Here is a 13,678-nt window from a genome sequence, read left to right as displayed (position 1 = left end):
CTGCATGCCGCACCCCCACCCTGCCAGCGGCTGCACCCTTTTTTGATTCGCAACAGGAGTTTGCATGTCCTCTGACCTGCTCAAGGCGCTCGGCCTCGACGCGACCAACGCTGGCACCTACCTCGGCAACGGCGAGTGGTCCACGGCCACCGACGCCGGTGTGATCACCCCGGTCAATCCGACCACCGGTGAGGCCATCGCCCAGGTGTACGCCACCACCGACGCCGACTACGAAACCATCGTGGCGCGCGCCCAGGACGCCTTCAAGGTCTGGCGTACCACCCCGGCACCGCGCCGTGGCGAAGCCGTGCGCCTGTGCGGCGAAGCGCTGCGCGCCCACAAGGATGCGCTGGGTTCGCTGGTCGCGCTGGAAATGGGCAAGAGCAAGCCCGAGGGCGATGGCGAAGTGCAGGAGATGATCGACATCGCCGACTTCGCCGTGGGCCAGAGCCGCATGCTGTACGGCTACACCATGCACTCCGAGCGCCCGGGCCACCGCATGTACGAGCAGTACCAGCCGCTGGGCCTGGTCGGCATCATCAGCGCGTTCAACTTCCCGGTGGCGGTGTGGGCCTGGAATTCGTTCCTGGCCGCGATCTGCGGCGATGTGTGCCTGTGGAAGCCGTCCAACAAGACCCCGCTGACCGCGATCGCGTCGATGAAGATCTGCAACGACGCCCTGCGCGGCGCCGGTTTCCCGGACATCTTCTTCCTGATCAACGATGCCGGCACCGAGCTGTCGCAGAAGATGGTGGCCGACAAGCGCGTGCCGCTGATCAGCTTCACCGGTTCGACCCAGGTCGGCCGCCAGGTCGCCGAAAAAGTGGCCCACCGACTGGGCCGCTGCCTGCTGGAACTGGGCGGCAACAACGCCATCATCCTGGACGAAACCGCCGATCTGAAGCTGGCCATCCCCGGCATCGTGTTCGGTGCGGTCGGCACCGCCGGCCAGCGCTGCACCACCACGCGCCGCCTGATCGTGCACGCATCGGTCTACGACGACGTGCTGGCCACGCTGATCAAGGCGTACAAGCAGGTGGAAGGCAAGATCGGCGATCCGACCGACCCGGCCAACCTGATGGGCCCGCTCAACAGCGACCACGCCGTGCAGCAGTTCCTGGCCTCCATCGAGAAGGCCAAGGCCAGCGGCGGCACCATTGAAACCGGCGGCACGCGCATCGACCGCGCCGGCAACTTCGTGCTGCCGGCGATCGTGACCGGCCTGAAGAACAGCGACGAAGTGGTGCAGCACGAAACCTTCGCGCCGATCCTGTACGTCATGAAGTACAGCACGCTGGACGAAGCCATCGACCTGCAGAACGGCGTGCCGCAGGGCCTGTCCTCGTCGATCTTCACCACCAACCTGAAGACCGCCGAACGCTTCCTGTCGGCGGCCGGTTCGGACTGCGGCATCGCCAACGTCAACATCGGCACCTCCGGCGCCGAGATCGGCGGTGCGTTCGGTGGCGAGAAGGACACCGGCGGTGGTCGCGAGTCCGGCTCGGATGCATGGAAGGTCTACATGCGCCGCCAGACCAACACCATCAACTACTCCGACTCGCTGCCGCTGGCACAGGGCATCAAGTTCGACCTGTGATGGTCGAAGCGGACGAGGCACTGCCGACCCACGGTCGGCACCCATCGGGTGAGGCGGCATTGCGCCGCCCCACCCTCGATTTCAGCGGGCGCCGGGTGCTGGTGGCCGGTGGCAGCAAGGGCATTGGCCGGGCCATGGCACTCGCCTTTGCCGCTGCGGGTGCGCGTGTCTCGGTGTGCGCACGCGGCGCAGCCGGCCTGGCCGCGCTGAGCGATGACGCCACTGCACAGGGACAGCCGCTGCACACCTGCGTCGCCGACCTTTCGCGCCTGGACGATATCGAACACTGGTTGACCCAGGCGGCCGACGCGCTGGGTGGCATCGATGTGCTGATCAACAATGCCACCGGCTACGGGATGACCGACGATGAGGCCGGCTGGGACGCCAGCCTCGGCGTCGATCTCATGTCAGCGGTGCGCGCCTCCCGGCTCGCCCTGCCCTGGCTGACGCAGTCGAAGGATGCCTGCATCCTCAACCTGGCCTCGATTGCCGCCCAGCAACCGCGCCCCGGCGCCGCCCCCTACGGCGCGGCCAAGGCGGCGCTGATGCACTACACCACCTCGCAGGCACTGGCACTGGCCCCGCACCGTATCCGGGTGAACGCCATTGCCCCCGGCTCGATCGAGTTCGAGGACGGGCTGTGGGCACGCCGACGCGAGCAGGACCCGGCGCTGTACCACGGCACGCTGGCCAAAATCCCGTTCGGCCGGTTCGGCGAGCCGCAGGAAATTGCCAATGCCGCGCTGTTCCTGTGCTCGCCGCTGGCGCGCTGGATCACCGGGCACACCTTGAACGTCGATGGCGGACAGGTGCTGATGGGATGAGGGCTCCTCCGCTGCCGGGCCGATCCGGCGCCGGAAGCGCCGGTGGGCCAAACCGACCTATACGCTCTATCATGAGCAGCCCGCAACGGAGGACCCGATGAACCTGCCCCCCCGTCAAACCAGCGCCATGGCGCTGATCAGCCTGATCGCCGGCATCCTGGGCTGGACCGCCCTGCCGTTCCTGGGCAGCGTGGTGGCGATCTTCACCGGGCACATGGCCCGCGCCGAGATCCGCCGCCGCCCGCATGAACTGGAAGGCGACGGCCTGGCATTGGCCGGCCTGATCATGGGCTGGGTGGTGGTGATCGGCAGCCTGCTGGCGCTGCTGGCCATCGTGATGTTCTTCGGTGGCCTGGCCTGGTTCGTTTCCCTGCAATCGTGAGGTGCCCATGAGCGGATCGGACGCAACCGAACGTTTCAGCAACCGTGTCGCGGATTACGTCCGCTACCGGCCCGACTATCCGCCGGCGCTGCTGGACTGGGTGCATCGCGAGATTGGCGTGGCGACCGAAACCCTGGTGGCCGATATCGGTGCCGGTACCGGTATTTCCACGCGGCTGTTCCTGGCCAGCGGCCATCCGGTGATCGCGGTGGAACCCAATGCGGCCATGCGCGATGCGGCAGAGGCCCTGCTGGCCAAGGAATACCTGCGCCTGAAACTCGTGGATGGCACCGCCGAGGCGACCACCCTGGCCGATGACAGCGTCGGCCTGGTCACAGCGGCACAGGCGTTCCACTGGTTCGACACCGCGGCAGTGCGCCAGGAATGGGCGCGCATCCTGCACCCGGGCGGCCTGGCGCTGGTGTTCTGGAACTCGCGCCTGCTGGATGCCTCGCCGTTCCTGATCGGCTACGAACAGCTGCTGCTGGAATTCGGCACCGACTACACCGAGGTGGCCGAGCGCTACCAGGACGATGACACCATGCGCGCGTGGTTCGGCGCCGGCCTGCGCGGCATTGCCCAGTTTCCCAACACCCAGTGGATGGACGCCGACGGCCTGCGCGGCCGCCTGCTGTCCTCCTCCTACGCACCGCCTCCGGGACATCCGCGCCATGCGCCGATGCTGGAGGCGCTGCAGCAGCTGTTCGACGCGCATGCGGTGGACGGCAGGATCGCTTTTGAATACCACACCCGTGCCTTCATCGGCACGCTGGACTGACCGGACGCCATGTACTCGCTTGCACGACCCTTCCTGTTTTCCCTGGATGCCGAGCGCGCGCATGGCCTGGGCCTGAGTGCGCTCGAGCTCGCCTACCGCACCGGCACCACGCCGCTGGTGGCACGACGCCCTGCCCCGCTGCCCACCAATGCGTTCGGCCTGACTTTCCCCAATCCGGTCGGCCTGGCCGCCGGACTGGACAAGAACGGCGAGCACATCGATGCACTGTTCGCGCTGGGCTTTGGCTTTGTCGAGATCGGCACCGTCACGCCACGCCCGCAGGAAGGGAATGCCAAACCGCGTCTGTTCCGGCTGCCATCGCACCAGGCCATCATCAACCGCATGGGCTTCAACAACCTGGGCGTGGATGCGCTGGTGCGCAATGTTGAGCGCTCCAAGCGTCGCGGCGGGCTGCTCGGGATCAACATCGGCAAGAACAAGGACACCCCCAACGAACAGGCGTTCGACGATTACCAGCACTGCCTGCAGAAGGTGTACCCGCTGGCCGACTACATCACCGTCAACATCTCCTCGCCCAACACCGCCGGCCTGCGTGAACTGCAGGAAGAGACGGCGTTGCGCCAGCTGATCTCGCAACTGCGCGACAGCCAGGAGGCGCTTGCGGCCCAACACGGCAAGCGCGTACCGATGCTGGTCAAGGTGGCGCCGGACCTCAGCGACCGCGACATCGACGCGGCCGCGCGCGTCCTGGGCGAGTTGAAGGTGGACGGCGTGATTGCCACCAACACCACCATCGACCGCAGTGCGGTGGCCAACGATCCGCTGGCCGGAGAAGCCGGCGGCCTGTCCGGCGCGCCGCTGCTGGGCCAGTCCACCCTGGTGCTGCGCCGCCTGCGCGCGCGCCTTCCCGAATCCATGCCGCTGATCGGCGTTGGCGGTATCCAGTCCGGTGCCGACGCCGTCGCCAAGATGGCCGCCGGCGCTGCACTGGTGCAGTGCTACAGCGGGCTGATCTTCCGCGGCCCGGCCCTCGTGCATGACTGCGTCGAAGCAATCCGCCGCCGCCGCGAAGCCCCCAGCCGCGGCGCGGTGGCTCCCCTATGAGTACCGCAATGCCCGCCTGGATCCTGACTGAAAACGCCTCGCTGAAGGACCTCAACACCTTCCACGTCGACGCCAACGCCGCGCAGCTGCTCGAGCTGCACGACCCGTCCCTGCTGCCGGATGTGCTGGCCCTGCCCCAGGTGGCCGGCACCCCGCTGCTGGTACTGGGCAGCGGCAGCAACGTGCTCATCGCCGACGACGTGCCCGGCACCGTGCTGGTATTCGCCAACCGCGACATCGAGGAACTGGAACACCGCGCCGACCACACGGTGGTGCGCGCGGGCGCCGGCGTGAGCTGGCACGGCCTGGTGATGTGGTCGCTGCAGAACGGCCTGTCCGGGCTGGAAAACCTGGCCCTGATTCCCGGCACGTGCGGCGCGGCGCCGATCCAGAACATCGGCGCGTACGGCGTCCAGGTCGACGAGTTCATCCAGGCGGTGGACGCCTGGGATCGTGACACCGGCGAATGGGTGCGGTTCGACGCCGAGGCCTGTGCATTCGGTTACCGCGACAGCGTGTTCAAGCACGCCCCGGACCGTTACCTGATCACGGCCATCGAATTGCGCCTGCCGCTGCTGCACGACCTGCGCCTGGGGTATGCGGGCATTGCCGAGGAAATGCAGGCGATGGGCGTGGAACTGCCGGTGGCCGCCGACGTGGCCAACGCGGTGATCGCCATCCGGCGCCGCAAACTGCCCGACCCGGACGTGCTCGGCAACGCCGGCAGTTTCTTCAAGAATCCGATCCTGCCGCTGGAACAGGTGGAGGTGCTGCAGCAGCACTTCCCCGACCTGCCGGTGTATCCCGCCGACCAGGACAACCGACGCAAGCTGTCGGCCGCGTGGATGATCGAAGCGTGCGGCTGGAAGGGCTTCCGCGACGGCGATGCCGGCGTGGCGCCCAGCCATGCGCTGGTCCTGGTCAACCATGGCACTGCCAGCGGTGCCGAACTGCTGGCGCTGGCGCGCCGCATCTCCGCCTCCGTGCTGGAGAAGTTCGGGGTACCGATCGAACCGGAGCCGCGCCTGATCGGCGCGCAGTGGTGAACCCACCGCTTGCGTTGCCCGCGCCGACGCCGATGCGCGCGGCGCTGCTGATGCTTGGCAGCACACTGGCATTCGGGTTGATGGCCGTGGCCATCCGCTATGCCACCCGGTATGTGCCCACCCAGGAAGTGGCCTTCTTCCGCAACGCGTTCGGGTTGCTGGCGCTGCTGCCGGTGCTGTTCCGGCCGGGCAGCTCGCCGTTCCGCACGCAGCAGCTGCCGCGCTACTTCGTGCGCAGCCTGATCGGGCTGGCCTCGATGCTGTGCGCGTTCTGGGCGATCGGCCACCTGCCGATGTCGCAGGCGATCTCGCTGTCCTATTCCACCCCGTTGTTCGTCACCATCGCCGCCGTGCTGTTCCTCGGCGAGACCGTGCGGGTGCGACGCTGGGCGGCGGTCGTGTGCGGTTTCATCGGGGTATTGATCATCGTGCGCCCGGGGGCGGCCACGTTCAGCCCGGGGGCGCTGGTGGCCGTGCTGGCAGCCGTGCTCAGTTCGCTGGTGGCCATCCAGATCAAGCAGCTCACCCGTGTGGACGGCGCCGACACCGTGGTGTTCTACACCTACGTGTTCTGGGTGCCCCTGTCCCTGGTGCCGGCGTTGTTCGGCTGGGTCCAGCCCAGCGGCATGGCCTGGCTGTGGCTGGCCGCCACCGGCGTGCTGGGGACGCTGGGGCAGCTGCTGTGGACGCGTGCACTCCGGCTTGGCGAGGTGTCCGCGTTGACCCCGATCAGCTTCATGCAGCTGCCGCTGGTCAGCCTGCTGGGCTGGCTGCTCTTCGATGAACAGCTGGATCGCTGGACGGTGATCGGCGCCGGCATCATCCTGGCCGCCAATGCGTACATCGCCCATCGCGAGGCGGTTCTGGTACGCCGCGCCGCGTCGGAAGCGGCCACTGCAGGCGCAAAGCCGGGCGAGTAAACGCCAATCTTGGCCATTTAATAGGATTTCTGGCTATTAATGGCCAATATTGACGCTTTATGGCTGTTCAATACCAATGTCGTAAAGCGCCATTCTTGACACAATGTGTTCGTTATGAGACATAAGGTGCCAGGAGGGTCACCTTATGAACATATCGAACCTGAGCACTGATGACGCCGTTTTGCTGGAGCTGGGCCAACGCCTGGCGCGCCTGCGCCTGGCGCGCGGCTCCACCCAGGAACAGCTGGCCAATGCCGCCGGAGTTTCCAAGCGCACCGTGCAACGCCTGGAAGACGGCACGCCGGGACAGCTGACCAACCTGATCCGCTGCCTGCGCGCACTGGAACGGCTGGATGCACTGGAGGTCCTGCTGCCGGCCGACGGCCCGAGCCCGATCGATCTGCTCGAACGCCGCGGCCAACCGCGCCAGCGTGCCCGGCCGGGGGTTGCCGAACCCGCCGCGCGGCCCTGGACCTGGGGCGATGAGCAGTGAACACCACCGCAGAAGTCCGCCTGTGGGGCAGCCGTATCGGCGCGGTCAACCTGGCCGAAGGTGATCGCGTGGCCACCTTCGCCTACGACGCGGACTTCGCCCGCTCCGGCATCGAGCTGGCGCCCTTGACCATGCCGCTGGCAGCCGGCCAGGTCTTCAGTTTCCCGGCGCTGAACCCCACCAGCTTCCACGGCCTGCCCGGACTGCTGGCCGACGCACTGCCGGACAAGTACGGCAACACCCTGATCAATGCCTGGCTGGCCACGCAGGGCCGTACCCCGGACAGTTTCAATGCGGTCGAACGACTGTGCTACACCGGCAGTCGTGGCATGGGGGCACTGGAGTTCGCCCCGGTGCATGGACCCCGCGTGCGAACCGCGCACAAGATCCAGATCGACGCCCTGGTGGCGTTGGCCGGCGAGGTGCTCAGCCACCGCCACGACCTGCGTGGCTCGTTCGGCGATGAAACACGCGCCGACGCCCTGCGCGACATCCTGCGCGTGGGCACCTCCGCCGGCGGCGCGAGGGCCAAGGCGGTCATCGCCTGGAATGAAGCCACCGGTGAGGTACGCTCGGGTCAGTCCACCGCCGCACCGGCGTTCGGCTACTGGCTGCTCAAGTTCGATGGCGTGCGCAACAACCGCGACAAGGAGCTGGCCGACCCCAAGGGCTATGGCGCGGTCGAATACGCGTACTTCCAGATGGCACGGGCGGCCGGCATCACCATCAGCGATTGCCGCCTGCTGGAGGAAGGGGGCCGGCGCCACTTCATGACGCGCCGCTTCGATCGCGACGCGCAGGGTGGCAAGCAGCACATGCAGTCGCTGGCGGCGATGGCGCACTTCGATTTCAACACCCCCGACGCGTGGTCCTACGAACAGGCGCTGCTGGTGATGCGTCAGCTGCGCCTGCCGATGGCGCAGCTGGAGGAGCAGTACCGGCGCATGGTCTTCAACGTGATCGGTCGCAACCAGGACGACCACGTCAAGAACATCGCCTACCTGATGGACCGCCAGGGCCGCTGGTCGCTGTCGCCGGCGTTCGATATCACCTGGGCTTACAACCCGGACGGCGACTGGACCGCGCGCCATCAGATGTCCATCAACGGCAAGCGCGAAGGCTTCGGGCTGGACGACCTGGCCGCCTGCGCCGCGACCGCATCGATCAATGCCAGCCGTGCGCGCGACATCATCGAGCAGGTGCGCGCCAGCGTACTGCAGTGGCCAGGGTTCGCCGACAGCGCGGGCGTGGACGCTGCCTGGCGCGACCAGATCGGCGCCACCCTGCGCACCGACCTGCGTTGAACAAGGGCTAGGCCAAGTCGGCCCAGCTGCGGGTGGCGGCGTCAACCACGTTCCCCGGCGCGAACTGCTCGTCCATGTAGCGCAGCGCCTGCCGACGCTGGCTGGGCGGCCGCGCCGCCGCGCCGGGCTCGAGCAGCAGGTCATGGAACTCCTGCAGGTCATGCAGGATGCGCCAATGGCGGTAGTACGCCAGGCGCGCGGGATCGACTGCCAACGCACCGTAGCCCTCGTGGAAACCCGGCGGATCGTCGCGGCCCCAACGCCCGCCCACGGCGGCACCGATGAACATCAGGTCGCGCTCACGTGGCGCCAGCAGCATGTCGTCCCAGTCGATCAGGCACAGCCCGCCATCGTCGCGCAGCAGCAGGTTGCCTGCGTGCAGGTCGCCATGACAGAGCACGCGCGACCAGGGTTGCCCGGACAGCTGTCCGCGCAGCGCCACGCAGCGCTGCAGCACTTCGGCGATGCGCGGGCGGTGCCGGCGCCAAGCGCGCAGGTAGTCTTCGGCCAGCCCATCCAGCAACGGCCATTGGCCGTCGCCGCGCTGCAGCCACGCCCCTACCCGCTCCACGGCGGTGTCGTCATCAAACCCAGGTTGCGCCAGGCCCGTGGCCAGCTCCGCGGGCAGCACGGTTTCATGCACGCGGCGCAGCACCTGGCCCAGACGATGCCACTGTGCCTGCGACAACGCTGCCTCGAAACCCGACTGACCTTCGACGTAGGCGAACAGCGTCCACTGCAACCCGTCGGCCTGGACCGCCGGTGCACCGGCGAAGGTGGACTGCGGCGCGCTCACATCGGCCGGTCCCAGCGAACCTCGAAGGTGCTGCAGCACGTTCCAGACCGCATCGCCCACCGCATAGCGCCGGCACTTCAGCCACCAGCGCGTGCCGTCCTCGGCGGTCACCTGGTAGACCGTGGCGCCGGCATCGGCACCGGCCGGCCGCTGCACCACGTGGTGGGCGCGCACGCCATAGGCCTGGGCCAGCACCGCGCCAATCTGCAACGAAGACAATTCCTGTGGATGCAGCATTACTCCGCCATGGCGCACGAACATCGCGCCACTATCTCAGAATCGCATGCACACACACTGGGCAAAGCGTCACGAAGATGCGCAGATGACGCCTGCAGCCAGGTGGATTACGTCAGTGAAGCGTCGTCGTCGCCAGCGCCTGCAGCTCGCGCTGCAGCAGCGCCTGCACTTCTTCCAACTGGAACTGGGTGGTGAAGACCGGTACCGCGAACACATAGGGCAACCCGTCCGCATCGCGACGGACCACATACGCCAGCTGCAGCCGCGCCAGCGCGCGCCGCAGCTGCTCCGGATCCAGTACGACGCCCGCGCCATCGAAGGCGGCCAGCAGCTCCACCAGCGGGATGCCGCGCTCGCCACTGCCACGCAGCTGCGCGCAGGCGACCTGGTACACCACGATGCGGTCGATCCGGCAGGCCACCGGATCGGGACTGAGCCGCGCCCAGCCGGCCAGCGCATCGAACACGGGCTCGGACACCAGCGCGGCATGTACCTGCGTGGCGTCGATCACCCGCTGGCCACGGCCCAGCTGGGCCAGCAGCTGCTGGCACACGATGGCCACCAGGTTGGCCCGCCGGCCGCATGCGGCCACCAGCCGCTGCGGGAGATCGGGACTGGCGAAATGCACGCCAAGCCGCGCCATCGGCTCGGTTGCCAGCGCCTGGCAGGCATCTTCCTCCAGTCCCCCCACATGGATGACCTCGCCGAAGTTGCGTAGCGGCGAGGCAAAGTCCAGGGTGACCGCTTCGTACAGATCCCAGAACCCGGCGAGCATGAAGTGGCAGCGGCCCTCTTCGCTCAGCGCGCGCAGCGCTGCCAGTTGCGGATAGCCCTGCGCCGCCTCGGCACGCAGGAACAGGTCGGTCTCGTCGATGAGCAGCAGCACGCCGCGCCCTTCCGCGCGTGCCGACAGCGCTGCCACCAGGGCATCGATCCCGGTGTCTTCGGCCAAGCCCAGCTCCAGTGCAAGTCGCACGGTGAGGCGATGATCACGCAACGACAGGTACACGCAGTGCACGCGCGGATGGCCGGCGAAGCGGCGTTCAATCGCCTTCATCAGGCTGGTCTTGCCAAGCTGCCGCCCACCCACCAGCAGGTAGTTGCCCGGCTCGCGATTGAGCACGCGCGCCAGCAACGATTCGCGCCCGAAGAATGCCGCGGGACGGGTGATGCCGCCGTGGGTCTGGTACGGCGATATCCGGGTTACCTTCAACTGGCGCGCCAACAGCCCGGCCAGCCCATCCAGCGCGCCGGGCTGCAGCAGCCAGCGGGTCTGCGCGACCTGGTCCAGGCACACGCACAGGTTGGCCGGGTCGTCGGCGTAGGCCGCCAGCGCAGGCTCGACCGCCAGCGACGGGCTGACCACCAGCACCACGTCCTGGCCATTGGGCATGCCACGCAGCTGCTGCACGATGGCGTCGCCGGTCATCGCGGGATCCGGTTGGTACAGCCAGAGCCGTTCCAGCGCCAGCGGCAGGTTGCCTGGCAAGGTCCACTCACGCACCAGCCCGGTCAATGCCCACTCACGTGCAGGGGCATCGACCGCTCCGATGCGCGCGGCCAACTGCAGCGCGCGCGTGGTCGGCGTTGCCTGGAGATGGCGCAGCGCCTCGCCCCAACGCACCGTGGCCACGCCAGCACCGGCCAGCACCCGATCGCGCAGCCGCAACCAGCCCAGCTGGCGGTCGATGGCCGGCAAGCCTTCCAGCGGCTGTACGAACAACTGCCGCGGCTCGCGCACGATCTCGGCCACCGCCGGCCGTACCCGGTACCAGAGCAGGCCCAACGCAGCCAGCCCCAGCGCCGCCAGCCCGAGCAGCATCGACAACCACTGGACCACCGTCCACGGCGCCTGCGCATGGCAGTTCGCCGGCAACCAGCGTGACGGCGGCGCGGGGTCGCCCGGCACGCATCGCCAGTACTGGGTGCGCGGCTCCAGCGTCTGCTCGATCACGGTACCGCGCAGTCCGCTGCTGGCGGGGAAGCGGTCGGTGAAGCGCAGGCGCAGCACGTTCGGTGCGGGCAGTTCAGCCTCCACCAGCGTTTCCGCAGGATCGTGCACGCCGGGCACGCTGACATGGTCCGGCCAGGTTTCGTGCTGCAACCAGTACGACAACGCCTCCTCGCGAAGGAACATCATGTCGATGTTGGCGCGCTGCATGAGCATCATGCTTTCACCATCGCGCTTCATCCGCCACAGCTGCACGGGGTTGAGCCAAGGCACGAACAGAAAGCTGCCCACGAACCAGGCCAGTCCGGCGACCAGCACCAGCTGCAAGCCAAGGCGCGCCGAGATGCGGGCAGGCGCACTCATGCCGGCAGCGCCTCCAGACCGTCGATTACCTGGCGTACGGCTCGTCGTATCGCCTCGCAGCGCCATTCCAGCCCTACCCCGTTCGCACGGGCACGCGGTGCCAGCAGGTTGCTCCAGTACAACTGTCGCAGCAGCGGGTCCATCAGGTACGGGCGCGCGGGCGCGATCGGCGATCGCTCCAGCCAGCCCCGTACTGCTGCGCGGGCCGTTGGCTCGCGCAGCATCGGCAACAGCGATTCCCACAGGCGTGGATGCGTCGACAGCGCTTCGATCACCGCTTCGTCGTCCAGCGCCGCGTCGGCCAGCAGCACCAGCGCGGCCTGGGCCAGCAGCGGATGGCCACCGGAAAGATCCAGCGCGCGCGCCAGGGTGTCGTCGGCAATGCCGGGGGCACTACGACGCAGGTCGTCCAGCCCAAGCTCGGGCCAGCTTTCGCTGGCCGCGATATTGAGCAGCGACAGATCGCCGCCTTGATATTTAAGATCGGCCAGCGCCGCGCCGCCGCAGATCAGCAGGTGCAGCTTGCCGCTGTACATCTCGCTGAGGCTGCGCAGGATACCGGCCAGGACATCGCGCGGACCGGCCGCGCCCTGTTCGAAGCGGCTCACCAGACAGAACAGTGCACCCGGCTGCTGCAACCGCCGCGCCAGCGCCATTTCGAAGCCGGCGTCCGACGTCACCCCTTCCAGCCCGCACTGCGCCGCCAGCAGCGCGAAGTAGTCCTGATCGCCCTCGCCCGCGCGGAACGGCGGCTGCAGGTGCAACACCCGCTCCTGGCCGTAGCGTGCGGTTGCCTCGGCCAGGATCGCCTCGCGTTCGGGCGGCTGCCCCCAATGCGCCTGGGTCAGCAGCAGGCTCACCGGGTAAGGTCGCAGCGCCTGCAGGCGGTCGAACAGCCGTGTCACCGTGGCCGGCACGTTGCCAGCGGTGACGGCCTCGGCGATGGGCAAACCCCCTTCAGGTTCCACCGGAAACTCCGGCTCGAAACCCACCGACTGCAGCAGCGCATTGCATTCGGTCTCGGTCAGGCGCAGGTAGTTGGCGCAGGCCAGCACCCGGTCGCGGTGCCGCCGGCTGGGCCGGGAGGTTCCCGCCCGCCAGTTGTTGACGGCCTCGCGGCTGATCCCGATTTCAGCGGCTACTCCACCTGCGCTGGCGCGGATCCGCCGCATGTGTCGAGACAGCAGGTCCGCGAACTCCGGGGCAGGCATGGGAAACGACCAGAACGGAAGAGAGTCGCACACCCTACCGTGGCCGGATCGGCTGTCAACCTCGTACGCACGCTCCACGCCCGCGCTCCCGCTCAGGCCGCGGAGGCGGCAGGGGTCTGCCGCACGAACAACTTGCGGGTCAGCAGCAGGTGCACGACGAAGACCAGGAGGGCCAGCATGCCCAGGGCCACCACCACGCGGCCCAGTACCGCTCCCAGCCCCTTCTGGCTTTCCAGCCGCTCCAGGCGATCGAACTGCGACGGGTCGGCACGGGAATAGGCCACGGCTACGTACGGCTCCTCACCCAGGTAAGGGGTGGCGTTGTCTTCGGACGTGGAGAACTCGCCCGTGTGCGCCACGCCATTGACCTCGAAGTCGTAGCGGAAATGGTACTGGTAAGAGACGCGGCCTTTGCGGCGCTTTTCTTCGATATGGTCGACCTGCACCGGCGCCTGCACGGTCACCGCATCCTTGAGAATCGCTTCGGCCTGGCGGTGACCGCTGAGCGCCGACGACGCGAAGATCACGGCGAGCACGGCATAGCCGATGCAGCACACCCAGCGCGAAGCGCGGGACAGGCGGGCGTGTGACGTGTCTGAAACAGGAATGCTGATCATGTGCTGGTTTTCCCCGGTACTGGTGTGTGGTGGTCGGCGGCAGGTGCGCCGCGACCTCGGAAACCAGTGTGGGGAAAGCGCGAGGTGCGTTGAA

General features: G+C 67.9%; 13 protein-coding genes. 9 read left to right on the top strand and 4 right to left on the bottom strand.

The features are described 5' to 3' along the window. Nucleotides 1-64 precede the first annotated feature (64 nt). The 9 genes from RT456_RS03715 to RT456_RS03675 all read left to right on the top strand — a co-directional run bounded on the left by RT456_RS03715 (nucleotide 65) and on the right by RT456_RS03675 (nucleotide 8,409). Entirely contained in the window at nucleotides 65-1,597 is a 1,533-nt protein-coding gene (locus RT456_RS03715; protein WP_313342666.1) for an aldehyde dehydrogenase family protein, read from the top strand. Continuing rightward, complete coding sequence (locus RT456_RS03710) at nucleotides 1,597-2,421, top strand: SDR family oxidoreductase (RefSeq protein WP_313342907.1); 825 nt, start codon at nucleotides 1,597-1,599, stop codon at nucleotides 2,419-2,421. Before RT456_RS03715 ends, RT456_RS03710 begins: the two co-directional genes overlap by 1 nt. Nucleotides 2,422-2,518: 97 nt before the next feature. Next, complete coding sequence (locus tag RT456_RS03705; RefSeq protein ID WP_313342664.1) at nucleotides 2,519-2,803, top strand: DUF4190 domain-containing protein; 285 nt, start codon at nucleotides 2,519-2,521, stop codon at nucleotides 2,801-2,803. Nucleotides 2,804-2,810: 7 nt separating this feature from the next. Continuing rightward, nucleotides 2,811-3,581 (top strand): class I SAM-dependent methyltransferase, encoded by a 771-nt coding sequence (locus RT456_RS03700; protein WP_313342662.1) that lies wholly within the window; start codon nucleotides 2,811-2,813, stop codon nucleotides 3,579-3,581. A 9-nt stretch (nucleotides 3,582-3,590) separates the two neighbouring features. Further along, nucleotides 3,591-4,646: a quinone-dependent dihydroorotate dehydrogenase gene (locus tag RT456_RS03695; protein WP_313342660.1), complete on the top strand. Its 1,056-nt coding sequence runs from the start codon at nucleotides 3,591-3,593 to the stop codon at nucleotides 4,644-4,646. Continuing rightward, nucleotides 4,643-5,692: a UDP-N-acetylmuramate dehydrogenase gene (murB, locus tag RT456_RS03690; RefSeq protein WP_313342658.1), complete on the top strand. Its 1,050-nt coding sequence runs from the start codon at nucleotides 4,643-4,645 to the stop codon at nucleotides 5,690-5,692. The genes RT456_RS03695 and murB overlap by 4 nt, the downstream gene beginning before the upstream one ends. 32 nt (nucleotides 5,693-5,724) lie before the next feature. Next, complete coding sequence (locus RT456_RS03685) at nucleotides 5,725-6,612, top strand: DMT family transporter (RefSeq protein ID WP_313342905.1); 888 nt, start codon at nucleotides 5,725-5,727, stop codon at nucleotides 6,610-6,612. 145 nt (nucleotides 6,613-6,757) lie between these two features. Further along, nucleotides 6,758-7,105, top strand: coding sequence for a helix-turn-helix transcriptional regulator (locus RT456_RS03680; RefSeq protein ID WP_313342655.1), 348 nt, complete (start codon nucleotides 6,758-6,760; stop codon nucleotides 7,103-7,105). Then, nucleotides 7,102-8,409, top strand: coding sequence for a HipA domain-containing protein (locus tag RT456_RS03675; protein WP_313342653.1), 1,308 nt, complete (start codon nucleotides 7,102-7,104; stop codon nucleotides 8,407-8,409). The genes RT456_RS03680 and RT456_RS03675 overlap by 4 nt, the downstream gene beginning before the upstream one ends. Nucleotides 8,410-8,416: 7 nt before the next feature. Here RT456_RS03675 and RT456_RS03670 read toward each other — a convergent pair whose 3' ends face one another. The 4 genes from RT456_RS03670 to RT456_RS03655 form a co-directional block, all read right to left on the bottom strand. Continuing rightward, nucleotides 8,417-9,442, bottom strand: coding sequence for an aminoglycoside phosphotransferase family protein (locus RT456_RS03670; protein ID WP_313342650.1), 1,026 nt, complete (start codon nucleotides 9,440-9,442; stop codon nucleotides 8,417-8,419). A gap of 112 nt (nucleotides 9,443-9,554) precedes the next feature. Beyond that, nucleotides 9,555-11,756 (bottom strand): hypothetical protein, encoded by a 2,202-nt coding sequence (locus RT456_RS03665; protein WP_313342647.1) that lies wholly within the window; start codon nucleotides 11,754-11,756, stop codon nucleotides 9,555-9,557. Then, entirely contained in the window at nucleotides 11,753-12,967 is a 1,215-nt protein-coding gene (locus RT456_RS03660) for a hypothetical protein (protein ID WP_313342644.1), read from the bottom strand. Before RT456_RS03660 ends, RT456_RS03665 begins: the two co-directional genes overlap by 4 nt. A 92-nt stretch (nucleotides 12,968-13,059) precedes the next feature. Continuing rightward, nucleotides 13,060-13,584 (bottom strand): hypothetical protein, encoded by a 525-nt coding sequence (locus RT456_RS03655; RefSeq protein WP_313342641.1) that lies wholly within the window; start codon nucleotides 13,582-13,584, stop codon nucleotides 13,060-13,062. Nucleotides 13,585-13,678: the final 94 nt, after the last annotated feature.

It is taken from the genome of Stenotrophomonas sp. (genome assembly GCF_032099025.1).
Classification (GTDB): domain Bacteria; phylum Pseudomonadota; class Gammaproteobacteria; order Xanthomonadales; family Xanthomonadaceae; genus Stenotrophomonas.
Note: the sequence above shows the minus strand (reverse complement) of the source record. Positions and strands in the feature narration are given on the sequence as shown.

Bases quoted from the DNA above. Each gene is read 5' to 3' on its own strand.
- RT456_RS03715 (WP_313342666.1), top strand. From the start codon at position 65: ATGTCCTCTGACCTGCTCAAGGCGCTCGGCCTCGACGCGACCAACGCT.
- RT456_RS03710 (WP_313342907.1), top strand. From the start codon at position 1,597: ATGGTCGAAGCGGACGAGGCACTGCCGACCCACGGTCGGCACCCATCG.
- RT456_RS03705 (WP_313342664.1), top strand. From the start codon at position 2,519: ATGAACCTGCCCCCCCGTCAAACCAGCGCCATGGCGCTGATCAGCCTG.
- RT456_RS03700 (WP_313342662.1), top strand. From the start codon at position 2,811: ATGAGCGGATCGGACGCAACCGAACGTTTCAGCAACCGTGTCGCGGAT.
- RT456_RS03695 (WP_313342660.1), top strand. From the start codon at position 3,591: ATGTACTCGCTTGCACGACCCTTCCTGTTTTCCCTGGATGCCGAGCGC.
- murB (WP_313342658.1), top strand. From the start codon at position 4,643: ATGAGTACCGCAATGCCCGCCTGGATCCTGACTGAAAACGCCTCGCTG.
- RT456_RS03685 (WP_313342905.1), top strand. From the start codon at position 5,725: ATGCGCGCGGCGCTGCTGATGCTTGGCAGCACACTGGCATTCGGGTTG.
- RT456_RS03680 (WP_313342655.1), top strand. From the start codon at position 6,758: ATGAACATATCGAACCTGAGCACTGATGACGCCGTTTTGCTGGAGCTG.
- RT456_RS03670 (WP_313342650.1), bottom strand. From the start codon at position 9,442: ATGCTGCATCCACAGGAATTGTCTTCGTTGCAGATTGGCGCGGTGCTG.
- RT456_RS03665 (WP_313342647.1), bottom strand. From the start codon at position 11,756: ATGAGTGCGCCTGCCCGCATCTCGGCGCGCCTTGGCTTGCAGCTGGTG.
- RT456_RS03660 (WP_313342644.1), bottom strand. From the start codon at position 12,967: ATGCCTGCCCCGGAGTTCGCGGACCTGCTGTCTCGACACATGCGGCGG.
- RT456_RS03655 (WP_313342641.1), bottom strand. From the start codon at position 13,584: ATGATCAGCATTCCTGTTTCAGACACGTCACACGCCCGCCTGTCCCGC.